At 31.5% G+C, this 25,243-nt stretch carries 21 protein-coding genes, 1 tRNA gene, 1 rRNA gene and 2 riboswitches; of the genes, 16 read left to right on the top strand and 7 right to left on the bottom strand.

Annotated elements, in window-relative coordinates; translation table 11 throughout:
• Window positions 1-22 precede the first annotated feature (22 nt).
• Both rrf and WY13_RS09745 read left to right on the top strand, forming a co-directional pair.
• A 5S ribosomal RNA gene (rrf, locus tag WY13_RS09750) occupies window positions 23-139 on the top strand.
• 13 nt (window positions 140-152) lie between these two features.
• Window positions 153-227: transfer RNA gene (locus WY13_RS09745), tRNA-Asn, on the top strand.
• A 91-nt stretch (window positions 228-318) separates the two neighbouring features.
• On the opposite strand, the gene WY13_RS09740 is transcribed toward WY13_RS09745, so the two are convergent.
• From WY13_RS09740 to WY13_RS09730, 3 genes are read right to left on the bottom strand one after another with little or no spacing between them, the layout of a single operon-like run.
• The gene (locus tag WY13_RS09740; protein ID WP_063555485.1) at window positions 319-1,233 is read right to left on the bottom strand and encodes a DMT family transporter; all 915 of its coding nucleotides are present in this window, start codon (window positions 1,231-1,233) and stop codon (window positions 319-321) included.
• A 21-nt stretch (window positions 1,234-1,254) separates the two neighbouring features.
• Window positions 1,255-2,115: a ComEC/Rec2 family competence protein gene (locus WY13_RS09735; RefSeq protein ID WP_063555484.1), complete on the bottom strand. Its 861-nt coding sequence runs from the start codon at window positions 2,113-2,115 to the stop codon at window positions 1,255-1,257.
• A gap of 27 nt (window positions 2,116-2,142) precedes the next feature.
• Complete coding sequence (locus WY13_RS09730) at window positions 2,143-2,868, bottom strand: lysophospholipid acyltransferase family protein (RefSeq protein WP_063555483.1); 726 nt, start codon at window positions 2,866-2,868, stop codon at window positions 2,143-2,145.
• A 398-nt stretch (window positions 2,869-3,266) separates the two neighbouring features.
• Between WY13_RS09730 and WY13_RS09725 the strand changes: the two genes are divergently transcribed.
• The 3 genes from WY13_RS09725 (at window position 3,267) to WY13_RS09715 (ending at window position 7,662) form a co-directional block, all read left to right on the top strand.
• Window positions 3,267-4,628, top strand: a complete 1,362-nt coding sequence (locus WY13_RS09725; RefSeq protein ID WP_063555482.1) for a 2-isopropylmalate synthase — start codon at window positions 3,267-3,269, stop codon at window positions 4,626-4,628.
• Window positions 4,629-4,708: 80 nt separating this feature from the next.
• Window positions 4,709-6,634, top strand: coding sequence for an aconitate hydratase (locus WY13_RS09720; protein WP_063555481.1), 1,926 nt, complete (start codon window positions 4,709-4,711; stop codon window positions 6,632-6,634).
• 17 nt (window positions 6,635-6,651) lie between these two features.
• Entirely contained in the window at window positions 6,652-7,662 is a 1,011-nt protein-coding gene (locus tag WY13_RS09715) for an isocitrate dehydrogenase (NAD(+)) (RefSeq protein ID WP_063555480.1), read from the top strand.
• A gap of 257 nt (window positions 7,663-7,919) precedes the next feature.
• Here WY13_RS09715 and WY13_RS09710 read toward each other — a convergent pair whose 3' ends face one another.
• Complete coding sequence (locus WY13_RS09710; protein WP_063555479.1) at window positions 7,920-9,203, bottom strand: O-acetylhomoserine aminocarboxypropyltransferase/cysteine synthase family protein; 1,284 nt, start codon at window positions 9,201-9,203, stop codon at window positions 7,920-7,922.
• Window positions 9,204-9,312: 109 nt separating this feature from the next.
• A riboswitch (SAM riboswitch) is annotated at window positions 9,313-9,421 on the bottom strand.
• A 156-nt stretch (window positions 9,422-9,577) separates the two neighbouring features.
• Window positions 9,578-9,685: riboswitch (SAM riboswitch) on the top strand.
• 589 nt (window positions 9,686-10,274) lie between these two features.
• Between WY13_RS09710 and WY13_RS09705 the strand changes: the two genes are divergently transcribed.
• The 7 genes from WY13_RS09705 to argH all read left to right on the top strand — a co-directional run bounded on the left by WY13_RS09705 (window position 10,275) and on the right by argH (window position 18,553).
• Window positions 10,275-12,674, top strand: coding sequence for a homocysteine S-methyltransferase family protein (locus tag WY13_RS09705; protein WP_063555478.1), 2,400 nt, complete (start codon window positions 10,275-10,277; stop codon window positions 12,672-12,674).
• A gap of 93 nt (window positions 12,675-12,767) precedes the next feature.
• Window positions 12,768-13,454 (top strand): hypothetical protein, encoded by a 687-nt coding sequence (locus tag WY13_RS09700; RefSeq protein WP_063555477.1) that lies wholly within the window; start codon window positions 12,768-12,770, stop codon window positions 13,452-13,454.
• Between the two features lie 183 nt (window positions 13,455-13,637).
• The gene (locus tag WY13_RS09695; protein ID WP_063555476.1) at window positions 13,638-14,462 is read left to right on the top strand and encodes an ABC transporter substrate-binding protein; all 825 of its coding nucleotides are present in this window, start codon (window positions 13,638-13,640) and stop codon (window positions 14,460-14,462) included.
• A gap of 29 nt (window positions 14,463-14,491) precedes the next feature.
• Complete coding sequence (gene ehuC / locus WY13_RS09690) at window positions 14,492-15,142, top strand: ectoine/hydroxyectoine ABC transporter permease subunit EhuC (protein WP_023162835.1); 651 nt, start codon at window positions 14,492-14,494, stop codon at window positions 15,140-15,142.
• Window positions 15,143-15,175: 33 nt separating this feature from the next.
• On the top strand, window positions 15,176-15,955 hold the full coding sequence (locus WY13_RS09685) for an amino acid ABC transporter ATP-binding protein (protein WP_063555475.1): 780 nt from the start codon (window positions 15,176-15,178) through the stop codon (window positions 15,953-15,955).
• A gap of 74 nt (window positions 15,956-16,029) precedes the next feature.
• Entirely contained in the window at window positions 16,030-17,235 is a 1,206-nt protein-coding gene (locus WY13_RS09680; RefSeq protein ID WP_063555474.1) for an argininosuccinate synthase, read from the top strand.
• Between the two features lies 1 nt (window position 17,236).
• Window positions 17,237-18,553 carry an argininosuccinate lyase gene (gene argH / locus WY13_RS09675; RefSeq protein WP_063555473.1) on the top strand — a complete coding sequence of 439 codons (1,317 nt, stop codon included), beginning with the start codon at window positions 17,237-17,239 and terminating at the stop codon, window positions 18,551-18,553.
• Window positions 18,554-18,775: 222 nt separating this feature from the next.
• Here the strand turns inward: argH and WY13_RS09670 are convergent, their stop codons facing one another.
• Window positions 18,776-18,994 (bottom strand): DUF378 domain-containing protein, encoded by a 219-nt coding sequence (locus WY13_RS09670; RefSeq protein WP_013237342.1) that lies wholly within the window; start codon window positions 18,992-18,994, stop codon window positions 18,776-18,778.
• Window positions 18,995-19,098: 104 nt separating this feature from the next.
• A complete protein-coding gene (locus WY13_RS09665) occupies window positions 19,099-19,578 on the bottom strand; it encodes an Lrp/AsnC ligand binding domain-containing protein (RefSeq protein ID WP_013237343.1) in 480 nt (159 codons plus the stop codon).
• Between the two features lie 293 nt (window positions 19,579-19,871).
• Here WY13_RS09665 and WY13_RS09660 point away from each other — a divergent pair, with 293 nt between their 5' ends.
• The 4 genes from WY13_RS09660 (at window position 19,872) to WY13_RS09645 (ending at window position 24,118) form a co-directional block, all read left to right on the top strand.
• Complete coding sequence (locus WY13_RS09660) at window positions 19,872-20,840, top strand: asparagine synthetase A (RefSeq protein WP_063555472.1); 969 nt, start codon at window positions 19,872-19,874, stop codon at window positions 20,838-20,840.
• 150 nt (window positions 20,841-20,990) lie between these two features.
• Window positions 20,991-21,353, top strand: a complete 363-nt coding sequence (locus tag WY13_RS09655) for a hypothetical protein (RefSeq protein ID WP_063555471.1) — start codon at window positions 20,991-20,993, stop codon at window positions 21,351-21,353.
• Between the two features lie 697 nt (window positions 21,354-22,050).
• Entirely contained in the window at window positions 22,051-22,749 is a 699-nt protein-coding gene (locus WY13_RS09650) for a GntR family transcriptional regulator (protein ID WP_063555470.1), read from the top strand.
• 259 nt (window positions 22,750-23,008) lie between these two features.
• On the top strand, window positions 23,009-24,118 hold the full coding sequence (locus WY13_RS09645) for an XdhC family aldehyde oxidoreductase maturation factor (protein WP_063555469.1): 1,110 nt from the start codon (window positions 23,009-23,011) through the stop codon (window positions 24,116-24,118).
• 278 nt (window positions 24,119-24,396) lie between these two features.
• Here the strand turns inward: WY13_RS09645 and WY13_RS21515 are convergent, their stop codons facing one another.
• The gene (locus WY13_RS21515) at window positions 24,397-24,609 is read right to left on the bottom strand and encodes a hypothetical protein (protein WP_156499014.1); all 213 of its coding nucleotides are present in this window, start codon (window positions 24,607-24,609) and stop codon (window positions 24,397-24,399) included.
• Window positions 24,610-25,243 lie beyond the last annotated feature (634 nt).

Here is a 25,243-nt window from a genome sequence, read left to right as displayed (position 1 = left end):
AATAGCAATTTTCGATAATAGATCTGGTGGTAATGACGTGAAGGTAACACCCCTTTCCATACCGAACAGGAAGGTTAAGCTTCAGAGTGCCGATGGTACTGCAGGGGAGGCCCTGTGGGAGAATAGGTCGCTGCCAGGTGAAGAATTATTGTTCCGTGGTAGCTCAATGGTTGAGCATTCGGCTGTTAACCGAAGGGTTGGAGGTTCGAGCCCTCTCCACGGAGCCATTTTTATTTTTTGAATTAAAAAGTAATAAACTTGAATATACATAAAAGCAGATTAGTTTAACTAATCTGCTTTATTTTAGTATGTCCTATATTAAGATTTTTTGTTGTAGGATAAAATTAAAACTGTACTTACAATAAGTATACTTCCTATAATATCAAATATACCAAAAGGAATGTGAAGCCATAGTATTGACACTATGGTTGCAGACATAGGTTCTATACAAGAAAGCAAACTTGTTTCTGAAGCTTTAATGTACTTTGTACTATCCAGATACCAATAAAAAGAAATAAGGGTTCCAAAAACAACCACAAAAATAATTCCTAAAATTGAATCAATAGAATATTCTCCTTGTATTCTCCAAAATGGATGAATGAAGCTAAAGAATATTCCACCTAAAAGCATTCCCCAACCAACTACAATATCACACCCCCATCTTTTAATAATATATGCTGGTTGAACTACATAAAATGCAGCAGCAAATGCTGATAAAACTCCCCAGAATAAAGCTAAGTTGGAGATGGCTAGGCTATGTATATTACCTCTAGTAATGAGGAAAAACGTACCTAATAAAGCCAGCAGAACTGATAATGTTTCTCTTAAGGTAGGAAGTTCTTTAGATTTAAAGGACACATAACATACAATTATTACTGGACTTAGATATTGAAGTATAGTAGCTGTAGCAGCATTCCCGTATTTAATCGATGCAAAATAGCCATATTGTACGCCTATTAATCCTATGATACTAAAGAGAATTATGTTTCTCCTACCATATTTAGATTTCCATATATTAAAGATCTTTTTACCATTCTTTAAGTATAGAAATATAAGTAGCAGTGATCCTGACAGTAGAAGACGAATATCTACAAGCCATTCTGGACTAATATCTTTTTTTTGAAAAAGATATTGAGCTACAGGTCCTGAAACACCCCAAAGCATAGAAGCGGATACTACTAGTAGTATTCCTTTCATCCTTGAATTGTTTTTTAATGTAATTTGAGTATTCATTGCAATTCCTTTCTGCGCTTATTAATCTAGTTTATTTATTTTAGTTCCATTACTAGTGAGTATGATTGTTCCACTTACATCAGTTCTATATATTTGTATATTTTTCTTTTTAAGTTTATTTATTGTATTTTTATGTGGATGTCCATATTTATTATTTTTCCCGCAGCTTATTACTGCTATTTTAGGATTAACTTTATCCAGAAATTGTTGTGAAGTGGAGCTTGAACTACCATGATGGCCAACTTTTAATACATCAGCTGATAGATCATAATTTTTATCTATCATCTCCATTTCACTTGTTTTTTCTGCATCTCCTGTAAAAAGAAATTTGGTATTTCCATAAGTTAATTTTAATACTACTGAATAATTATTTGTATCTGGGTAACTCTTACTGTTAGGGGCAAGTATTTCTGCAGTTGTATTTTTACCTAAGTCTAACTGTACTCCAGGAGTTGGAGTATCTATCTTCATATTTTTATTTTTTAATTGCTGAATCATATACTCAAAAGTTTTTGTATTAACTATTTTTTTAGGAGTATAAAACTTATCGATAGTGTACTTTTTTATTACATTTCCCATGCCGCCTATGTGATCTTCATCGGGATGGGTTGCAATTACATAGTCAAGTTTTTTAATATTTTGCTTATTTAAATAGGACATCAATTTGTCTCTACTTTCATTTGGGCCAGCATCTATTAAAAGGTTTTTTCCATTTACTTGTATTAATTCACTATCTCCTTGTCCTACATCTATATAATGAACTCTAAGTCCACTGTAGTTGGAAGTACTATTTGAGTTTGTATTACTTGTACATCCTGACATGAGAAATATGAAAATAAATACGATTGATAGTATATTAAAGTATTTTTTTATAAATTTCATTCAGTGTCCTCCTTTATGAATTCTATATTAATTTTCCAAATAAATATGTCTACTTATTTCTGATTTTATGTTATCTGATAGAGATTCTCTCTCTTCTCTTGAAAGAGAATCTGTATAAATGGGCTTACATATAGTTACATTTACATTTGCAGATTTTATCATAGAATGTACATTTCCCTCTCTTAGCTTATAACTTCCATCTATAGCAATTGGAACTATAGGTACTTTGGATTTTAAAGCCAGTTTTAAACTTCCCTTTTTAAATTCTCCTATTCTAGGGCCTTTACTTCTGGTGCCTTCGGGAAATATTACCATACTATGTCCATTACTTAATAGTTCACTACCTTTATTTATAGACTTTATGGATTCTCTTATATCATTTCTATTTATAAAAATACAATTAATTTGCTTCATCCAGTAAGAAACTAATTTGAACTTCGTTAGTTCTTTTTTAGCTATAAATCCTACAGTCCTATCTAAAGAAGATAGTATTATAGGTATATCTAAAAAACCTTGATGGTTTGAAACAAAAAGGCAGGGAACCTGTGGAATATTTTCTGTACCGGTTACTTTTACAGATGCATTTATAAGCTTTAATATAAAATCAGACCATTTTTTCACAGATATATATATATAATTTTCAGCTTCCTTTTCAGAACCACTTTTTCTAATTCTGTCTAATTTCAATTTTTTAACTAATGAATAGACCATGTACAAGAAAAAAACTACATAAAATAAAAAAGTTTTTAACATAAAATTATTCCTCCTTGAAAATTCTAATTATGAGTTCATGATAATACAACATTTATTATAACATATACAGTACTTTAAATTAGCATGGAGCCAATATTTGATTTAAAAATCCTATTGTACACTATAAAAGACCTATAATGAATACGTTATATAAAATAGCGTCAAAAATAGCAAATAAATATTTGCTTATCAATAATAAAAGTGATACAATATAAGCATATTTATTATAGAAATAGCAATAATAAGCCCTAAAAGTGCTTATAAATATTCAAAAATAGTACATAAATATAAATTACAAAAAATAGACACAAAATTCATATATGAAATATAATGTATAAAATAATTCAAAAAGCCATTTTGAAATATAGGTCCAATATTAATCCGAGGAGATGAATTAAATGAAAAAAAGTTCCTATGAATATAAATTAAATAATGTAGATAGTCCCAATTTTTATAAAAATGTATTTCCCTATGATGAAATTCCAAAAATAAATTTTAATGGAGTACAAATACCTAAAGATTTACCTGAAAAAATATATATTACGGATACTACATTTAGAGATGGTCAGCAGTCAATGCCTCCGTATACTACAGAGCAGATAATTAGAATTTTTGATTATCTTCATAATTTGGATAATAATTCGGGAATAATAAAACAGACGGAATTTTTTTTATACACAGAGAAGGATAGGAAAGCTGCTCAAATATGTATGGAAAGAGGATATGAATTTCCAGAGGTTACTTCATGGATAAGGGCTAATAAAGAAGATTTTAAATTAGTAAAACAAATGGGAATTAAAGAGACGGGAATGCTTATGTCCTGCTCAGATTATCATATATTTAAAAAGTTGAGAAAGACTAGAAAAGAAACTATGGATATGTATTTAGGTATAGTTAAAGAAGCGTTGGATAATGGAATTCGTCCAAGATGTCATCTAGAAGATATAACTAGAGCTGATTTTTATGGGTTTGTAGTTCCACTTGTAAATAAATTAATGGAATTATCGAAGCAATCAGGCATTCCTATAAAAATAAGAGCCTGTGATACTCTTGGATTGGGAGTATCTTATAGTGGCGTGGAATTACCAAGAAGCGTACAGGCTATTATGTATGGGCTTAGGAACAATTGTGGTGTTCCTTCAGAATGTATAGAATGGCATGGACACAATGACTTTTATGCAGTAGTGAATAATTCTACAACAGCCTGGTTATATGGTGCATCAGCTGTAAATACCTCATTTTTAGGAATTGGGGAGAGAACCGGAAATTGTCCACTAGAAGCTATGATATTTGAATATGCGCAAATAAAAGGAAGTACTGAAAATATGAAACTTGAAGTTATAACGGAATTATCAGAGTATTTTAAAAAAGAAATGAAATATTCAGTTCCACCTAGAACTCCTTTTGTTGGAAAAGAATTTAATGTAACTAGAGCAGGAATACATGCAGATGGAATATTAAAAGATGAAGAAATTTATAATATATTTGATACGGATAAAATTTTGGGAAGACCAGTTGTGGTAGCTGTAAATCAATATTCAGGTCATGCTGGAATTGCAGCCTGGATTAATACCTATTATAGATTAAAAGATGAAGAAAAAGTTGATAAATGGGATACTAGAATTACTAAGATTAAAGAATGGGTGGATGAACAATATAAAGCAGGAAGAACTAGCATAATAGGAAATGATGAATTAGAATTATTAGTTGATAAGATGCTGCCGGATATTTCACAAAAAAAAGAAGAAAGGGCTAGCTAGAGTAGATGCAAGATTTATATAATGAATTCAATGGATTATAAGTTGAAAATTCATCTACAACTATATAATGGAGGATAACAATGGGATTAAATGCATCACAAAAAATTATAAAAAATCATTTGGTTAAAGGTAAAATGATAGTAGGAGAGGAAATAGCTATAAAAATAGATAGAACACTTACCCAGGATTCAACTGGAACTATGGCTTATCTTCAATTTGAAGCACTTGGAATAAATAGGGTGAAAACTAAAAAATCTGTAGCTTATATAGATCACAATATACTTCAATCAGGTCCAGAAAATGCAGATGATCATCTTTACATTCAGACTGTGGCAAAAAAACATGGTATATATTTTTCAAGACCTGGAAATGGAATATGCCATCAAGTTAATCTTGAAAGATTTGGGGTGCCTGGGGATACCCTTTTAGGTTCAGACAGCCATACACCTACAGGTGGAGGTATAGGAATGCTTGCTATTGGTGCTGGCGGATTAGATGTAGCAGTAGCTATGGGCGGTGGAGAATATTATATAAATATGCCTAAGATAGTAAAAGTTAACTTGAAGGGTAAGTTAAGTCCCTGGGTTACAGCAAAAGACATTATTTTAGAAATGCTTAGAAGATGTACAGTTAAAGGTGGAGTAGGGAAGATATTTGAGTATGTGGGAGAAGGAGTGAAAACTCTATCTGTACCCGAAAGAGCGACAATAACAAATATGGGAGCAGAACTTGGAGCTACTACTTCCATATTCCCAAGTGATGATACAGTACGTGATTTCTTAAAAGCCCAGGGAAGGGAAAAAGATTTTTCATATGTGCAGCCGGATGCAGATGCGATTTATGATGAAGAAATAGAAATAGATTTATCTACTCTTGAGCCTATGGTAGCTTGTCCTCATAGTCCGGATAAAGTGGTATCAGTCACCCGGCTTAAAGATGTTAAAGTAAATCAGGTATGTATAGGAAGTTGTACTAATTCTTCTTTTGTAGATATGATGAAGGTTGCACATATATTAAAAGGAAAAACAGTTAATGAAAATGTGTCACTTACTATATCACCGGGTTCAAAGCAGGTTTTAAACATGATTGCTCAAAATGGAGGACTTGCGTCTATGGTAGGGTCAGGAGCTAGAATACTTGAAAGTGCCTGTGGACCTTGTATAGGTATGGGACAGTCGCCAGCTACAGATGCAGTATCACTTAGAACGTTTAATAGAAATTTTGAAGGAAGATCTGGAACAAGATCAGCGAAGATTTATCTTGTAAGCCCTGAAATTGCAGCTGCATCTGCAATAAAAGGTTATATTGCAGATCCAAGAGAATTGGGAGAACCTATTGATATTAAGATGCCAGATGAATTTCTTGTAGAAGATAATATGATTGTTCCTCCTGATGAAACAGGAGATGATATTAAGGTAGTTAGAGGTCCTAATATAAAGCCTTTTCCAAAGGCAAAGTCTTGTGAGAATATAACTTGTGGCAAAGTACTTACAAAGGTTGGAGATAATATAACTACGGACCACATAATGCCATCAAATGCAAAATTACTTCCTTATAGGTCAAACATACCTCATTTAGCTGAATACTGCTTAACTCCTTGTGATGAAGATTTTCCTAAGAAGGCAAAGGAAAATGGAGGAGGAATTATTGTAGCTGGAAGTAACTATGGTCAGGGTTCCAGTAGGGAACATGCCGCCCTTGCTCCTCTTTATCTTGGAGTAAAGGCAGTTCTTGCTAAATCTTTTGCTAGAATTCACAGGGCAAATTTAATAAATAATGGAATAATACCTTTAGTCTTTGAAAATCAAGATGATTATGGCAAGATAGATGTTATGGATGAACTGGTTATAGAAGATACTTTAAAACAAATTAAAAATGATGTAGTAATTGTGAAAAATAAGAATAAAAATGAAGAATATAAAATGGTATTTAGTGTTACGGGCAGACAGAGAGATATGATAAAGTTTGGTGGACTTTTAAATATGATGAAAGAAAATAACAAGTGATTATTGGAGGATTAAAAATGACGCATAAAGTTACTCTTATTAAAGGTGATGGTATAGGACCAGAAATCTGTGAAGCTGTAAAAAAAGTTATAGATAAGAGTGGGGCAGATATTGACTGGGAAATATTTGAGGCAGGAGCTTCAGTTTTAGATAAATATGGAACACCAATACCGGATAATATTATTGAAAGTATAAAGAAAAATAAAGTAGCGCTGAAAGCGCCAGTTACTACCCCTGTAGGGAAAGGATTTAAAAGCGTAAATGTTACTCTTAGAAAAAATCTGAATCTATATGCAAACATAAGGCCTATAAAAACCTATACTGGAGTAAAATGTAGATATGAAAATGTAGATCTTGTAATATTTAGAGAAAATACAGAAGATTTGTATGCAGGGATTGAACATATGATAAATGATGAAATAGCGGAAAGCGTTAAAATAATATCTAAAAAGGCAAGTGAAAGAATAGTAGAGGCAGCTTTTCAGTATGCAATTAAAAATGGAAGAAAGAAAGTTACGGCAGTTCACAAGGCTAATATAATGAAACTTTCAGATGGACTTTTTTTAAGAACAGCTGAAAAAGTAGCGGAAAAATATAAAGGTATTGAATTTGAAAGTGTAATAGTAGATGCTATGAGTATGAAACTTGTACTTAATCCAGAGGACTATGATGTACTTGTTATGCCTAATTTATATGGAGATATTTTATCAGATATGGCATCAGGCCTTATAGGTGGACTTGGACTAGTGCCAGGAGCCAATATAGGAGAAGATGCAGCAGTGTTTGAAGCTGCCCATGGTTCAGCTCCCGATATTGCAGGACAGAATAAAGCAAATCCAACGGCTATAATACTTTCAGGAGTTATGATGCTTAACTATTTAGGGGAAACAGAAGCGGCAAATAAAATTGAGACAGCTGTAGAAGCTGTACTTAGAGAAGGTAAATATTTAACAGGAGATTTGGGGGGGAATACTACTACAAGTGGGTTTACTGAAGCTATTATAGAGAAAATTGAAAATTGTAATTAAGTATACTTAACTCAACTTTCAACTATTTAAAAACATAAATAAGGGATGACATACTAATTAATTAGAATGCCATCCCTTATTTATAATTGAAATAATATAAAATTATGGGAGACAAATTAAATTAATTTATCCGATGACTACCTGCTCTAATACTTCCACTTTTCCAAGTGGAAGTAAAGAGCAGCTACGTCCCTGGATAACGATTTCTAAGCATCAGGTGGAGTTAAAACTCCATCTGATGCCAAGAACTCTGTTTATTAAGCTTTTGCAAGAGCCTGATCCAAGTCGTATATAATGTCATCAATATTTTCCACACCTATTGAAAGCCTTATAAGGTCTGGAGTAACTCCAGCAGCTTTTTGTTGCTCTTCATTTAACTCTGCATGAGTTGTACTTGCAGGATGAATTACTAATGATTTTGCATCTGCTACATTTGCAAGTAAGGAGAACAATTTAACGCTGTTTATAAATTTCTTTCCTGCTTCAGATCCACCCCTTATTCCAAAAGTAAATATTGAACCTGCTCCTTTTGGAAGGTATTTTTTAGCTAATTCTTTGTATGGACTTCCATCAAGTTCAGGATAGTTTACCCATGCAACTTTTGGATGTTTACTTAAAAATTCAACTACTTTTCGTGTATTTTCTACATGTCTCTCTACTCTAAGAGAAAGTGATTCAAGTCCAAGTAAGAAATAAAAAGCACTTTGTGGACTTAGTGTTGCTCCTGTGTTTCTTAAAAGTTGTACTCTGGCTTTTGTAGCAAAAGCTGTAGGTCCAAGGTCTGCATATACAAGCCCATTATAGCTTTCATCAGGTGTTGTAAAGTCAGGGAATTTTCCGCTTGCTGCCCAGTCAAATTTTCCACCATCTACTATAATTCCACCTAAAGTAGTTCCGTGACCACCTATAAATTTAGTTGCAGAATGAACAACTACGTCTGCACCATATTCTATAGGTCTTACAAGATATGGAGTTCCAAAAGTATTATCTATAATAAGAGGAATTTTGTTTTCATGAGCTATGTTTGCCACAGCTTCTATATCCAAAACATTTATTCTAGGGTTACCTATTGTTTCTGCATAAACTGCTTTAGTTTTATCTGTAATAGCTTTTCTGATGTTTTCAGGATCATCAGGATCTACAAAAGTTACATCAATTCCTAACTTTTTTAAAGTTACTGAAAACAATTCATAAGTTCCGCCATAAAGTGTGCTGGCTGAAACTATATTGTCTCCTGCACTCGCTACATTTAATACAGCGTAAAGTATTGCTGCAAGTCCGGAAGATGTAGCAAGGCCTGCGCTGCCGCCTTCAAGGGCTGCTACCCTTTGTTCAAATACGTCTTCTGTTGGGTTCATTATCCTGGCATAAACATTTCCTGGTTTTTTAAGCTGGAAAAAGTCTGCGGCCTCATCGGCATCTTTAAATACAAAGGATGTAGTCTGGTAGATTGGAACTGCTCTTGCACCTGTAGTTGGGTCAGGCACCTGGCCTGCATGTACTTGTAATGTTTCAAATCCTAATTTTCTTTTTTCACTCATTGTTTCTTCCTCCTAATACTTTTTAATATTTTGAGCGAAACTTCTATGACCTGGCAGAATAAAAAAATCTTCTTGTAAGATAAGTTACAAGAAGATGTTATCTTCATGCTTCTCATCTTTCAGGTTAAAACCTGCTGGAATTAGCACCGTTGAATGAAAATGATCATTCAGGTTGCCGGGCATCATAGGGCCAGTCCCTCTGCCACTCTGGATAAGAAGTTCCGTATTCGATTGAGAAAATCATACCAGACATAGATAAGGTTTGTCAATAGAAAAATAAAAAAATATTTAGAAAATTTTATATTACGAATTATAGTAAAATAATGATATAAATAGTATTGACAATTGATAGTTAAAGTATTAATATTAAAGCACTTTTATCATGAGAGGTGGAGGGACTGGCCCAGTGAAACCCAACAACCGGCACTAAAGTGCATCGGTGCTAATTCCTGCAGAATAAAACGAATTCTGAAAGATAGAAAAGTTGATTTTGTCAAATTTAAAGCTGCTTTTCTGATTGAAGGGCAGCTTTTTTGTATAATTTAATAAAAATATATTTCGCAGTTTAAAAAAATTGCAAAGCAATTTTTTAGAGGACAATTGACAGAGGACATAGGACAGTGAAGGTAAGTTTTCTTCCTTATGTCAGAAAACTAATTTATTTTTTAGGCTTGTTTTGCTAATGCAAAACGTCGCTTAAGTAGGCATCTAAAATTTATGATTTTTAGATAATTGCTTACTTAGAGAGTACTTCTAAGAAATAAAAGAACATGAATTTCTTTTGAATTAAAGATTTTCCGTAGTGCAGCGGAGAAAAATCTTCCTTCACTGTCCTCTGTCAATTGTCATCTGTCCTCTCAAAAATATTGCGGCGCAATATTTTTAAGGTGTGAAGGCTGCGTAAATAAATATTAATTTTGAATAATATTAATGTATATTTATACAATTATGAAATATTAAATAATTTAGATGTATTGTAGAAAATTTGTTTAAAGTTTAAAATTTTATACAAGAAGTAATGGATTAAATAATTTGGACACGAAACTTGTATTTGAAAAAGGAGTGCAGGAAATGTTATTTAAAGATTTATTAAATAAGTTTAACGACAAATTTGTTTTTTTTGATGGAGCTATGGGGACCATGCTTCAAAGAGCAGGTCTTAAAGTAGGCGAGCTTCCAGAAACATTAAATATAACAAATTCAGAGATTATAAGAAAAATACATAGGGAATATTTAAATGCAGGATCAGATATCATAATAACAAATACTTTTGGTGCTAATGAACTTAAATATAGTTCTTCTGATTATACAATAAAAGATGTAATTACAGCTGGAGTAAAAATTGCAAAGGAAGAAGCAAAGGATAAATTAGTAGCACTTGATATAGGGCCTACAGGACAGGTTATGGAGCCTACAGGAAGTTTAAGTTTTGAATCTGCATATGAATTGTTTAAAAGTCAGGTTATTATAGGGGAAAAAGCGGGAGCAGATATAATTTTAATAGAAACTATGTCTGATTTATACGAAGCAAAGGCAGCTATTCTTGCAGCAAAAGAAAATAGCGATCTTCCAATATTTTGTACAATGACTTTCCAGCAGGATGGAAGAACTTTAATGGGAACAGATCCTAAAACTATGGTATTTGTACTTGAATCGTTGGGAGTGGACGCCCTTGGAGTGAATTGTTCCTTGGGACCGGAAGAATTGCAAGATATTGTAGATGAAATCTTAAAGTATTCTTCTATACCGGTTATAGTTCAGCCTAATGCAGGACTCCCCAAATATGATGGTGAAAATACGATTTATGATATAACTTCAGATGATTTTGCGAAAAACGTGGTGATTATGGCAAAAAAAGGAGTTAGATTTTTTGGAGGATGCTGTGGAACAAGTCCTGACTTTATAAAAACCATGATAGAAAGTTTGAAAAATACAGTACCTTTAGAGATAAAAGAAAAAAATTATACTGCAGTGTGTTCAGCCAGGGATACTGTGCTTTTAGGTAATAGAATAAAATTTATAGGAGAGAGAATTAATCCTACAGGTAGAGATATTTATAAGAAAGAGCTTAAGGAAGGAAAGGTAAATTTTATACAAAAAGAAGCAGTGGAGCAAAAAGAAGAAGGAGCGCATATACTTGGACTCAATGTAGGACTTCCTGAGATTGATGAAGTTCAAACTATGAAAGAAGCAGTAAAAGCAATACAAAAAGTAGTACAATTACCTATAGATATAGATAGTCCAAATCCTAAAGTTTTAGAGGCTGGAGTTAGAGTTTATAATGGTAAACCTATAATAAATTCAGTAAATGGTAGAAAAAAGTGCATGGAAGAAGTATTTCCAATAGTAAAGAAGTATGGAGGCTGTGTTATAGCCCTAACTATAGATGAAAATGGAATACCTGATACTGCAGAGGGGAGAGTAAAGATTGCAGAGAAGATAATCAAAACTGCTGAAAATTATGGAATCAAGAGAAAGGACATAATAGTTGATTGTCTTACGTTAACTGCATCTGCCCAGCAAAAAGAAGTCCTTGAGACAATAAAGGCCATAAAGATTTTAAAGGAACAATTTGGAGTAAAGACTACTCTTGGTGTAAGCAATATATCCTATGGACTACCTAGAAGATGTATATTAAATAGAACTTTTCTTGCACTTGCTCTTCAGGCAGGACTTGACTTGCCAATAATAAATACAGGAGATAAAGGTGTTAAAGATATCATTTCAGCTTTTGAGGTTTTAACAAACATAGATAAAGAAGGGAAGGAATATGTAAAAAAATATAGCAGTAAATCTGAAGGTGAAAAAGCAAAATGGGGAAGTGATATTCCTAATTCAGGTGAAAATGATAAAAATCTAAAACATGCGATTATTGATGGAATGGAAGAGGAAGCTGTAGAGCTAACTTGTAAGCTTTTGAAAAGTAAGAAGGCAGTAGATATAGTAAATTCTTATATAATTCCAGCGTTAGATGAGGTGGGTATACAATATGAGAACAAGGATATATTTTTACCACAGCTAATACAATCAGCTGAAACTGTAAAACAATCTTTTGAAATAATAAAGAAAGATATGCTTAAAAGTGGCGAAAATAAGATATCCAGGGGAAAAATAGTACTTGCTACTGTTAAAGGAGATATACATGATATAGGGAAAAACATAGTTAAAGTACTTTTGGAGAACTATGGATTTGAAGTTATAGATTTGGGAAGAGATGTAGATATTAGCGAAGTAGTAGAGGCTGTAATAAAAAATAATGTAAAGCTAGTAGGGCTCAGTGCACTTATGACAACCACTGTAAGTAATATGAAAAAGACTATAGATGCTATAAGAGATAAGGGACTTCAATGTAAAGTTGTAGTAGGTGGAGCAGTATTAAATCAAAATTATGCAGATATGATAGGTGCAGATTATTATGCTAAAGATGCTAGAGAAACTGTAAAGATAGCAGAAGAATTATTTTCAGTTTAGAATAAAAATAAATTTTATGGAATATTTGATGTTTTTAATATACAATAATATGTAAGAGAGACAATATCAAAATAGATTTTGGGAGATATAAAAATGGGTGAGAAGATTAATAAAAAAGATGTTAAGTATGTACCAGAGATAAGAGGAGTACTTAGGGGGCATATGATAAATTTCCCTGGTGTAATAAGAGAGGCCAGCGGCATAATAGTTTTTGGAAAGAGAATAAAATCTTTTGCATTTACTACGGATATAGCAGTTATAAAAAATATAGATGCAGATGCAATTTTAGCAGTTTATCCTTTTACACCACAATCAGTTATAACAGAGTCATTAGTTACAGCTTCTGATGTACCCATATTTTGCGGTGTAGGGGGTGGACTTACCACAGGAAAAAGAGTTGTAAACTTGGCATTAAATGCTGAATTTACTGGAGCTATGGGGGTAGTATTAAATAGTCCTACATCTAATGAAATTGTAAAAGCTGTTAGAGAGGCTATTGACATTCCTATTATAGTTACAGTAGTATCTGAAAGAGATGATATTCAAAAGAGAATGGAATCGGGAACTTCCATATTAAATGTATCTGCAGGTAAGAATAGTGCTTCTCTTGTGAGGAAAATAAGAGAAAAATATAAGGATATTCCTATTATAGCTACAGGGGGAAGGACTAAGGAAAGTATAGAGGAAACGATAGAGGCAGGTGCAAACGCTATTTCATATAGTCCTCCTTCTACGGCAGAATTGTTTAAGGGAACTATGGAAAAGTACAGGAATATGTAATAAACAGAGGTCTGTTCAAAGCAATGTAAGAAATTGCTATTGCAGCAGCCTCTTTTATTTTTGAATAAAAATAGTATGAAAAAAACAAAAAAGGTATTGAATAATTATAATATTAAATGTATAATTATTTATATATTTAACCTAAGGAGTTAAAAATAATAATTATAGAAAAGGGGAAAAAAAATGAAGAAGTTAAAAAAGACAATAATTGTGATGTTGACAATTGTTTTTGCAGCTGCTTTATTTGCAGGATGTGGGAGCAGTAACAGTAATAGTGGAGATGGACAAAAAGGACAGAATGCTTTAGAGAGGGTAAAAAAAGCAGGAGTTCTAAAGGTAGGTCTTGAAGATTCTTTTCCACCAATGGAATTTAGAGATAACCAAAACGTACTTAAAGGTTTTGATATAGATATGGCAAATGCTATAGGCAAAAAGCTGGGAGTAAAGACTCAATTTGTATGTACTGAATTTAATGGAATAATTTTAGCACTTAACTCTGGAAAATTTGATGCTATAATATCAGGACTTAGTATTGACGAAAAGAGAAAAAAGCAAATAGATTTTTCACAACCTTATATACAAAATGCACAAATTATAGTTACTAAAACCGGAAATGAAGCAATTAAGACTTCAAAAGATTTAGCTGGAAAGAAAGTAGGAGTGGGACTTGGTACAACTAGTGAGAAAGTTGTTCAAACATTACAAGGCATAAAAGAAGTTAAAAAATATGATAAGACTACAGAAGAACTTCAGGATTTATTAATAGGAAGAATTGATGCTGTTATAGTAGATGAACCAGTTGGAAAATATTATATATCTAGCCCTGACAAGAAAGGAAAATATACAGTACTTAATGAAAAACTTACCAATGAACCTATGGGAATAGGATTTAAAAAGGGAGACAAGGAACTTGAAACAGCAGTACAAAAAGCATTAGATGAGTTAAAAAAAGATGGAACAATGTCTAAAATCTCTACTAAATGGTTTGGAGAAGATATATATAAATAGTATATGCAAAAAGAAAGTGGGTAAGGTAAGTGAACATAGAATTTATTAAAAATATATTACCTATTTTATTAAAGGGTAGCGTAATGACAATTGAACTTACAGTAATCACCTTGATATTAGGAACTATGCTTGGAGTATTTTTGGCACTTCTGAAATTGTCTAAAAATATCGTATTAAAATTAGTATCAAGTTTTTATACATGGATATTTAGAGGAACGCCTTTACTGCTGCAGCTATTTTTCTTCTACTATGGATTACCTTTTATTGGAATAGAACTTACTCCTTTTACCGCAGCTATATTAGGACTTGGTTTAAACTGTGGTGCATATATGGCTGAGATAATAAGAGGTGGAATACAGTCTATAAACAAAGGACAGTTTGAAGCAGCAAAAGCTCTTGGATTTAGTTATGTAGAGACTATGAGGAAAATTATTTTACCACAAACCTGGAAAATAATAATACCACCAGTAGGAAATGAATTTATATCCATATTAAAGGATACTTCATTGGTATCTACTATAGCTATGGTTGAACTTATGAGGTCAGCTCAGCAGATATATGCAAGTAGCTTTGACCCAATATCTGTATTTTTAACTGCAGCAATATTGTATCTTATAATGACAACTGTATTTACAACTGTATTTGGAATATTCGAAAGAAGATTGGCCATTTACAGTTAGAAATTAGAGTAATTTTAAGTGGAGGTTTGATTTATGGAAAATGCTATTTTAAATAATGGCGAAGGTTTAGATAAAAATGAATATATGATAGAAGCATCTAATTTAACTAAGAGTTTTAATAATCTTTTAGTTTTTAAAGATTTAAATGTGAAAGTAAAGAAAGGTGAGGTCCTTGTAGTTATAGGGGCCTCAGGATCAGGAAAAAGTACACTTTTAAGATGTCTAAATCATCTGGAGGAATTGGATAGTGGAACTATAGTTATAGAAGGGGATAAGCTAAACCCTAAGGACAAAAAAATGCTTCGAAAGATAACTACAAAAATGGGAATGGTTTTTCAAAATTTTAATTTATTTCCACATATGACAGCTGTTCAAAATGTTATGGAAGCTCCACTAGTTGTAAAAAAAGAAAAAAAGTCAGAGGTTTTACAAAGAGCTAAGCAACTTTTAAGTAAGGTGGGACTTGCAGATAAGATGGAATATTATCCATCTAAACTCTCAGGCGGACAACAGCAGAGGGTTGCTATTGCGAGGGCTCTTGCAATGAATCCGGATATAATGTTGTTTGATGAACCAACATCGGCCTTAGATCCTGAACTTGTGGGGGAAGTTTTGAATGTAATGAAGGATCTGGCTAAGGAAGGTATGACAATGGTAGTGGTAACTCACGAAATGGGGTTTGCCAGAGAAGTAGCTGATAGGGTTATATTTATGGATGGAGGAAAGATAGTTGAAGAGGGGTCTCCGGAGGAAGTATTTTCACATCCGAAAGAAGATAGAACTAAAGAATTTTTAAATAAAGTTTTAAAATAAAAAGTCAGTATTTTAAATACTTTTATTTATCTAAGCTGTTTATTAAAATTTAAATATATATGGAGGGCAAATTCATGAAAGATAAAGTTGTGTTAGCATATTCAGGAGGATTAGATACATCAATTATTATTCCTTGGTTAAAGGAAAATTATGACTTAGAGGTTATTGCAGCTTGTATAAATGTAGGACAAGATGATGACATGGAAGAAGTAGAAAAGAAAGCCATTAAAACAGGTGCCTCTAAAGTATATATTGAAGATTTAAAGGAAGAATTTGTAAAAGATTATTTATTTAAGGCAGTAAAGGCCAATATATTGTATGAGGATGCGTATTTTTTAGGTACATCTCTTGCAAGACCACTTATGGCCAAGAGATTAGTTGAAATAGCTCATGCAGAAGGAGCAAAATATATAGCTCACGGATGTACAGGAAAAGGAAACGATCAGGTACGTTTTGAGGTTGGAGTAGCAAGTTTTGATCCTACAATAAAGATAATAGCACCTTGGAGAATATGGGACATAAAGTCCAGAGAAGATGCTATAGATTATGCAAATTCAAAGGGAGTAGATGTTCCTGTAACTAAGGAAAAAATATATTCAAATGATAAAAACATCTGGCATGTAAGTCATGAAGGTGGGGATTTGGAAGATCCAAGAAATGAGCATAAAACAAGTATGTACTTTATGACTACTACACCGGAAAAAGCCAAAGATGAAGACACATATATAGAACTTTATTTTGAAAAAGGGGAGCCTAAAAAATTAAATGGAAAAGAATTAAGTCCTTTAGATATGATGGAACAGCTAAACAAAATAGGTGGAGAAAATGGAATTGGAATAGTTGATATGGTAGAAAACAGATTAGTTGGCATGAAATCAAGAGGTGTATATGAAACTCCTGGTGGAGCAATACTATATGCTGCACATACTGCTCTTGAAAGATTAACTATAGACAAGGATACTTTTCACTATAAACAATTAGTATCTCAAAGATATGGTGAACTTGTATATGATGGACTTTGGTTTGGAAGCCTTAGAGAGGCATTGGATGCTTTTGTTGAGTCTACTCAGGAAAATGTAACAGGAACAGTAAAATTAAAGTTATATAAAGGAAATATAATGCCAGCAAGTATAGATGCCCTACATCCTCTATTTAATGAAAGTATATCTTCTTTTGGTGCAAGTGATTTATATGACCATAAAGATGCAGATGGATTTATTAAGATCTTCAGCTTACCTTCTAAAATAAGAGCTGCAGTAAAAAAGGAAAAGGCAAATTAGTATGAAACTCTGGGGAGGAAGATTTAAAAAGTCTGAAAGCAAACTTATGGAGGACTTTAATAGTTCTCTTAGCTTTGATAAACTTCTTTATAGTGAAGATATAGAGGGAAGTATGGCTCATGTAAAAATGCTTTCCAAATGCAATATACTGTCTAAAGAAGAAGGAGAATCCATATTAAAAGGACTGCAATCTATTTTAAGTGACATTGAAGATGGAAAACTTAAAATAGAAGGAGATTATGAGGATATACACACTTTTGTAGAGGTAAATTTAATAGAGAGAGTAGGACAGGTAGGAAAGAAGCTTCATACTGCTAGAAGTAGAAATGACCAAGTAGCAGTGGATTTTAGATTATACTGTAAAAAAAGTGCATTAGAAGTTATAAAGAATATAGAGAAACTTCAAGATGTAATTAAAAATCTTGGAGAAAATAACAATATAATGATGCCTGGGTATACACACCTTCAAAGGGCACAAGTTGTAACTTTTAAGCATCACATAATGGCGTATTACAATATGTTAAAAAGAGATAAGGCAAGAATATCAAATGCGGTTGAAATTATGGATGAAAATCCACTTGGATGCTGTGCTCTTGCTGGAACAACTTATAATATAGATAGAAGTTTTACTGCAAAAGAATTAGGCTTTAAAAAGCCTGTAGATAACTTTTTAGATGGGGTAAGTGATAGGGATTATGTCCTGGAGTTATTATCAAATTTTTCTATAATAATGATGCACTTAAGCCGTTTAAGCGAAGAACTTATATTATGGAGCAGTAAAGAGTTTGATTTTGTACAGATAGATGATGAATTTTCTACAGGAAGCAGTATAATGCCCCAGAAAAAGAATCCCGATGCTGCAGAACTCATAAGGGGCAAAACAGGGAGAGTATACGGTTCGCTCATGTCACTGCTGACCACAATGAAAGGCATTCCTCTTGCCTACAATAAGGATATGCAGGAAGATAAAGAACAGTTTTTTAACTCCTTAGATACTGTATTAAGCTGTCTTAAAGTTATGAGTGGTATGCTCTCCACATTAAAAATCAAAAAAGACAATACATTTAAAGCTGTTAAAAGAGGATTTTTAAATGCTACAGAAGCAGCTGATTACTTGGTTAATAAAGGAATGGCTTTTAGAGATGCCCATAAAGTAATTGGTGAAATTGTATTGTATTGTGAAGAAAGAGATGAGGCTATAGAAGATGTTTCTGTAGATGAATTGAAAAAGTTTAGCTCTCTTTTTTCAGATGATGTATATGAGTTTATAAACTATGAAAATACATTAAATAGAGGAATTAAGAAAAATCTCAGATAGTATGCAAAATTAAGGCGTAAGTAGAAGACTTTTATAATTGTTTTCCACTTACGCTTATAATAAGGCATTTTCAAAGAAATAACTAGTCAGTATGCTAGCCTATTTTTTATCATACTGCGTCGGTAGAACCCTTAGATAGGATTCACTATCTGCGGAACCTGCCTCCTTGTCTGATAAAAAATATTCGTCGCATCTTTGACTTGTTATTTTCTTTCAAATGCCTTATTTGACTTCTTTTGTATCCCCAGTGCTTCTTTCATTTCCGAAAAACGAAAGTGCATACAACCCTCCTAGTCCTACAAGAGCGTATATTACTCTAGTAGCTGTGGACATTGTTCCAAATAGTGATGCTACAAGATCAAATCTAAAAAAACCAATTAGTCCCCAATTTAACGCACCTATTACAACTAATGTTAGTGCAATTATATCTAATGTCCTCATAATTACATCTCCTTTTTATTTTTATACAAAAATATTATTTGCATATTTTATAAAATTTATGAGTTTAAATAAAAAGAAAATGAAAAAAGAAGGTAAGTAGCAAGTTATTCATCTAAAACATCGATATCAATGCTTCTATCTACAGGTTGAAATAAAGATATTATTGTATCAGTTCTTTGAACTCCATCTACGGATTGAATTTTATTCATAAGTAGATTTTGTAAATCAGTGATATTTTTACATAGAACCTTTACAAATATAGAGTAATCTCCTGTTGTATAATGGATTTCCACGATTTCTTTTATTTGTTTTAATTCATCTAGTGAATTATTAAAAGACTTAGCTTTATCTAAATAAATGCCTATAAAGCCACATACGTCAAATCCAATTTTTGAATTGTCGATTATAAGCTTAGTACCTTTTATTATGTCCATGTCTTCCATTTTTTTAACTCTAACATGTATGGTTCCACCGCTTACATGGCATTGCCTAGCTATTTCTAGAAAAGGAGTCCTTGAATCCTTCAAAAGAATTTCAAGAATTTGAAGGTCTAAGTCATCTAAACCATTAATTTTTAAGCTCAATTTATATTCCTCCTTTTAAAGTTATCCGTATTTTTTCTGAAAACTTTAAATTAGTATATGTACAATAACATTATAACAGAAATTTTGATAAATTAATAATTGTAAACCTTATCATTAATAAATAATTTATGAATTTTTAATTTTAGACGTAGTAAAATGATAAATTTATAAAAAAACATAATATTAATTAATGATATTGCAAAATATATAAAAAAGTATTATTATATTGGTAATGAAACTAGAGAAAAAATATTCATTGAGAATTTATATAAATGTTCAGGGAGGCCACATATATGAAAACATATGTATTGAAAGATGAAAAGGAATTAAAACTTTTAGATGAAACTATGGAAAAAGTTAGAAGAGAAAAATTACCTACTATACTTGGTATACAACAAGCTATATTGAGGGCAGTAGATGATTATATGTATAAAAATGGAGTAGTTAGACTTTTACCTAACATGCTGGCACCTATAACAGATCCACTTTGTCACAGCGTAGAAGAGTGTGCAATTACTTATCAAGGACAAGAATTTAACTTAACAAAGTCCATGATATTTCATAAACAAATAGCTCTTTCAAGTCCAAACTTACAAAAAATTTATATTGTATCTCCAAATGTAAGATTAGAGTTACCAGAAAGAGGAGATAAAAGGCATTTATTTGAGTTTACTCAAGTTGATTTTGAATTTAAAAATGGTACAATGGATACAATATTTGAATTTATGGAAGGTCTCATAAAATACGTATTTGACTATATAAAAGAAGAATGTAAGGATAAGTTTGAAAAATTAGGAATAGGAACATCTCACTTAGATATAACAGGTCCTTTTGAGAGACATACAACTCAAGAGTTAAAAGCAAAATATGGAGATGATTTTGAAGATATAGCTTCAAAAAAAGCAACACAACCATTCTGGTTAATAAACCATAAGAGAGAATTCTATGATGCTGAGGATTTGGATAACAGGGGTACTTATAGAAACTATGATTTAATATGGCCTATGGGTTATGTAGAAGGATTAAGTGGTGGAGAAAGAGAATATAAATATGATAGAATAATTACAAGAATGAGAGAAGCTAAAACGGATGAAAGTTTACTTAGAAACTACATTGAGCTTGCAAAAAGAGGAGAACTTCCTAAAACAGCAGGAGCTGGTTTCGGGGTTGAAAGAATGACTAGATTTGTATGTCAACAAAAAGAAATTGATGATGTGACTGTATTTAGCAGAAAACCAGGAAAAGAAAAATATATATTCTAAAAAAGGCTGTCTAAAATGGACAGCCTTTTTAGTTATTTGCTTAGAAATTTTACTGTCATATAGGTTTTCAGACAAATAAATAGAAAAGGTATTGATATAAGTTAGAAAGTATATAATAATATATATAGACAAACTAAGGGGGGAGAACAAATGCCTTTATGGTTACAAGTACTATTACAGGTAGCATTTATTGCAATAATATTTTTATTTGTATATAATCAATTAAAAATACGTATTTTATACAAGTTTCATCCAAACAGATGGATAATTCTTTTATTGTCTATAGCAGCTTTTTTCTTGCCTACAATAATAGCGGCCTATTTTAGATATAACTTAAATGGGAGTGTATGGCAATACATATCTTCTGCTGTATTTTTAGTTTTATTTTTATGGTTTGTGGATTTAAGAAGCGGTGCCATATATGATGTAAAAGGTTCACAAAAAGAAAAGAACATAAAGATAAAACCTAAGGCTAAACCAAATAGAGCAAAATATAATAAAAACAAAAAGTAAGTTTTTTATACAAATTAAAAGTCTACTTATAGGTAGGCTTTTAATTTATATAAAAAAAACCCACATGGGGGAGCATGTGGATAAATAGGGGATATCTATTAACCTTTTAATACATATTCATAATATCATAGATTTTTACATAAATCAATACTTTTTATTTATAAGCACTATTTTTCGACACTAATTGTGAAACAGTAAATATGAATTAAGGAACGTACATTTTACTTAAATATATTATCGGAAGTAGTAAGAATTGTAATAAAAACGTTGACAAAACACAAATAACTGATATATAATGAAAATACAAGGTATACATATACTAACATGTATATACAGGTTATTGCCTTATTAAAAAATATATAGTTTATATCTGTAATTTTTTTAGTAAATAAATTACAGTTTATATTTACCAGATTATTATTTAGTTTTAAACTTCCATTTCTGAGACCCCCATCTCTAGATAATAAAGTGATTACTTGAGCTATCACTTGGGAAGAAGAGGCAAATATGCATCTGGATCATAGAGTCTTAAGTGTACTTGAAATTAAATTTTATGTATGCTCAGGACTCTGTTTATTAATGACTTAATTTTTGAAAGCCTATAATATTGACAATGACGTTTTATAATTCTAATATTATAATTATGTTAAAATTGTTTTATATGGATTAGATGAAATTTAATAAGGAGTAGTAAATAATGAAAAACTCTATATATTGTAAAATAGCTGATGATATACGTGATAAAATTATTAGTGGCGAACTTAAAACAGGGGATGATTTGCCTTCTGAAACAGCTTTATGTAGTGAATATAGTACAAGCAGGATGACGGTTAGAAAGGGACTTACTATTTTATCCAATGATGGATACATATATTCTATACCAGGAAAAGGATATTTTGTACAAAAGCCTAATTACAACAAATATACTATTTTTTATAGTGAGAGAAACAATTTGATAAATGATGTGGATCGCATAAAACTTCTATCTGTAGATGTTGTTTTGCCTGATGATAAACTTGCAACTAATCTTCGTATAAGTAAAAATAGAAAGATAATAAGAATTAGAAGATTGTTTTATACACAAGGGGATCCTATGGCTTATGATTTAAAATATCTAATATACCAAAAGGGAGTTCCAATTATAGAAAATGAGATCGAAAATGCTACTTTCCCAGAAATGATGTCCAATAGGGCTTCTCTTTATAGTTTAAATAAGGAAATTGTGATGTATGCTAAAATGCCTGGAGAAGAGATAAAAGAGCTTTTAAAAATGTATGATGAGGTTGCGCTATTTGTTGTAGAGCAAAAATTAAATGATGTTAAAGACAAGCCGATTGGGTTTGGAATAACTTACTTTAGAGGAGATTATATTAAATTACACGGGGTTAGTCAATAAAAGTAGTTTTTAATTATTACAGAGTTTTGAAAATAAAATAAATATAAAAAAACAATCTATAGTAACATATAGATTGTTTTTTCTGATATAGGTAATTTTTACATTGCAATTTATAAAAATATGGTAAATAAACCAACTTCAGGGCTGTAGGGTTTGAAATGAATTCAGTTGAACAATCACAAATTTTGTTATAAAATTTAAGAGTAAACGTTTTGAAACGTTAATTTATCTTATATTTAATAAATATGGAGGTATATAAATGAAAGAATTATATAAAGAGATGGTAAAACTTTTACAGAAAGAAGAAAGTTTTGTAGTAGCAACTATATTCGATAAAACTGGTTCGGCACCGCGTACTGCTGGTGCAAAGATGGTAGTTAGAAATGACGGTTCAATTATTGGAACCATAGGTGGAGGGCGTTTAGAAGCTGATGCTATAGATCTTGCTAAAAAGTCACTGTCTTTAAAACAAACTGTAATGCAGTCTTTTGATTTAACTCACAATGATGTATCTTCTATGGATATGATTTGTGGTGGTAAAGGTGAGGTTTTAATAGACTTTATAGATGCTCAGAATGAAAATAATCGAATGATTTATGAAACAGTAGTAAAAATTCAGGAAAAGAGAGAAAAGGCATGGTTTATTACAGTGCTGGATAATGTATCTGGAACTTCTAATTTGAGACGACAACAATGCATAGTAAAAGCAGATAAAACTCTCATTGGTAAAATTGATTGCGATCCAAATATCTTGGAGAAGCTGATAGCTGGACCAGCAAAAATATCCATACATGCTGAAGTAATAGATAATCAGCGTTTTTTAGTAGAGCCTCTACGTCCTGAAGGAACAGTTTATATTTTTGGGGCAGGGCATATATCTCAAAGAATTGCACCTTTAAGTGAGACAGTTGGTTTTAGAACAGTAGTATTAGATGATCGTGAAGAGTATGCTAATCGCAGCAGATTTTCGGAACCTACAGAACTTATGGTCATTGATTCATTTAACAAATTACCGAATTTACATATTGATAAAGATAGTTATTTAGTGATTGTGACTAGGGGACATCTTTATGATAGAGTTGTTCTAGAGCAGGTGCTTCGCAGCAATGCCAGGTATATTGGCATGATAGGGAGTAAGAGTAAACGAGATAAGATTTTTGCTGAACTACTTAATCAGGGATATACAAAAGAAGAAATTAAAAGTGTTTACTCACCAATAGGTACAAGTATAGGAGCAGAAACGCCAGAAGAAATTGCAGTAAGTATTGTAGGAGAATTGATTAAAGTAAGATCAGAAGGTGAAAAGACAAATTCTAAGGAAAAGGGTAATAATTTTGATATCTGCTGTAACATAAATGATCCAGATTAAAAAATACAGTATTATAGGTTTTCAAACATAGACGTAAAGTCAAGCTAATTGTTAGGAACGTACCTAGATTTGTGTAAATTAAATCTAGGTACGTTCTTTTTTTCAAAAAAATAAAACTTAATAATGCACAAATGTGTTTATAGGAAAATAAGTTATCAAGTTTATTTTGCTTTAAATCATCGTGTGAATTTCTATAAAATGTTAAAAAAGCACTGTCGCATTAGCATAATTTTTTATGCTAATGCAACAGCTCCACTTATTTACATAATGGTATCATTTCAAAATATTATTGTCAAATAAAAAATATAATATTTGTTATCAAAACATTCTTTTTCTATTAAACTATTTAAATCTATATCATTTTTAGAGTCATTTTTATCCAATATGCATCCTTTTTTATCGAAAAATTCTTCACATCGCCTTATAGCTGAAATATATTTTGAAGGTATCTTTAGCGTTTCTAAATATTTTAATATCTTTTTAGACGTCACATCATTATTGCATTTATTATTCAAGTTATTTAAACAAGATTTATTACATTTATGGGGTTGTAATTTCCTTAGCGTACGCTAAGGAAATTTGTTTAAGTAAGTTATATTTCGACAAAAATAAAGCCTGTATGAATAATACTGTAAATTTGTAATAACAATAAATTGCTAAGCTTAGGATTAGTAAGTGTTTGTTGTATATATGGAAATAATTGAGATCAAGTTGTAACTTTCTGTTCCATTACTACAGGTACCCCAACCCTTCATATGTAGAAAATATAAATTACAAAATTGTATTGTTATGTCGTGTTATGTCGTGTTATGTCGTGTTATGTCGTGTTATGTCATACAATATAATTACAAAATTGTACTGTTATGCCATGTTATATGATATAATATAATTACAAAATTGCATTGTTATGTCATGTTACGTGATATAATATAATTACAAAATTGTATTATTATGCCATGCTATGCTATGCTATGATATGCTATGTCATATAATTTAGTACAAAAATATCCTTGTATGTTTATTTTTGTACTAAATTATATCTTTTAGGGAGGGATACAAATTGAAACAAAAGTAAAAAAGAGAGCATATTTGTCTTTTCAAATTTTTTATATTTTTGAAACGTGA

The organism is Clostridium ljungdahlii (genome assembly GCF_001636845.1).
Lineage (GTDB): Bacteria > Bacillota > Clostridia > Clostridiales > Clostridiaceae > Clostridium_B > Clostridium_B ljungdahlii_A.
Note: the sequence above shows the minus strand (reverse complement) of the source record. Positions and strands in the feature narration are given on the sequence as shown.

Bases quoted from the DNA above. Each gene is read 5' to 3' on its own strand.
- WY13_RS09740 (WP_063555485.1), bottom strand. From the start codon at position 1,233: ATGAATACTCAAATTACATTAAAAAACAATTCAAGGATGAAAGGAATA.
- WY13_RS09720 (WP_063555481.1), top strand. From the start codon at position 4,709: ATGGGATTAAATGCATCACAAAAAATTATAAAAAATCATTTGGTTAAA.
- WY13_RS09670 (WP_013237342.1), bottom strand. From the start codon at position 18,994: ATGAGGACATTAGATATAATTGCACTAACATTAGTTGTAATAGGTGCG.
- WY13_RS09680 (WP_063555474.1), top strand. From the start codon at position 16,030: ATGAAAGATAAAGTTGTGTTAGCATATTCAGGAGGATTAGATACATCA.
- WY13_RS09710 (WP_063555479.1), bottom strand. From the start codon at position 9,203: ATGAGTGAAAAAAGAAAATTAGGATTTGAAACATTACAAGTACATGCA.
- WY13_RS09685 (WP_063555475.1), top strand. From the start codon at position 15,176: ATGGAAAATGCTATTTTAAATAATGGCGAAGGTTTAGATAAAAATGAA.
- WY13_RS09725 (WP_063555482.1), top strand. From the start codon at position 3,267: ATGAAAAAAAGTTCCTATGAATATAAATTAAATAATGTAGATAGTCCC.
- WY13_RS09730 (WP_063555483.1), bottom strand. From the start codon at position 2,868: ATGTTAAAAACTTTTTTATTTTATGTAGTTTTTTTCTTGTACATGGTC.
- WY13_RS09695 (WP_063555476.1), top strand. From the start codon at position 13,638: ATGAAGAAGTTAAAAAAGACAATAATTGTGATGTTGACAATTGTTTTT.
- WY13_RS09655 (WP_063555471.1), top strand. From the start codon at position 20,991: ATGCCTTTATGGTTACAAGTACTATTACAGGTAGCATTTATTGCAATA.
- WY13_RS09645 (WP_063555469.1), top strand. From the start codon at position 23,009: ATGAAAGAATTATATAAAGAGATGGTAAAACTTTTACAGAAAGAAGAA.
- argH (WP_063555473.1), top strand. From the start codon at position 17,237: ATGAAACTCTGGGGAGGAAGATTTAAAAAGTCTGAAAGCAAACTTATG.
- WY13_RS09705 (WP_063555478.1), top strand. From the start codon at position 10,275: ATGTTATTTAAAGATTTATTAAATAAGTTTAACGACAAATTTGTTTTT.
- WY13_RS09660 (WP_063555472.1), top strand. From the start codon at position 19,872: ATGAAAACATATGTATTGAAAGATGAAAAGGAATTAAAACTTTTAGAT.
- WY13_RS09700 (WP_063555477.1), top strand. From the start codon at position 12,768: ATGGGTGAGAAGATTAATAAAAAAGATGTTAAGTATGTACCAGAGATA.
- WY13_RS09735 (WP_063555484.1), bottom strand. From the start codon at position 2,115: ATGAAATTTATAAAAAAATACTTTAATATACTATCAATCGTATTTATT.
- WY13_RS09715 (WP_063555480.1), top strand. From the start codon at position 6,652: ATGACGCATAAAGTTACTCTTATTAAAGGTGATGGTATAGGACCAGAA.
- WY13_RS09650 (WP_063555470.1), top strand. From the start codon at position 22,051: ATGAAAAACTCTATATATTGTAAAATAGCTGATGATATACGTGATAAA.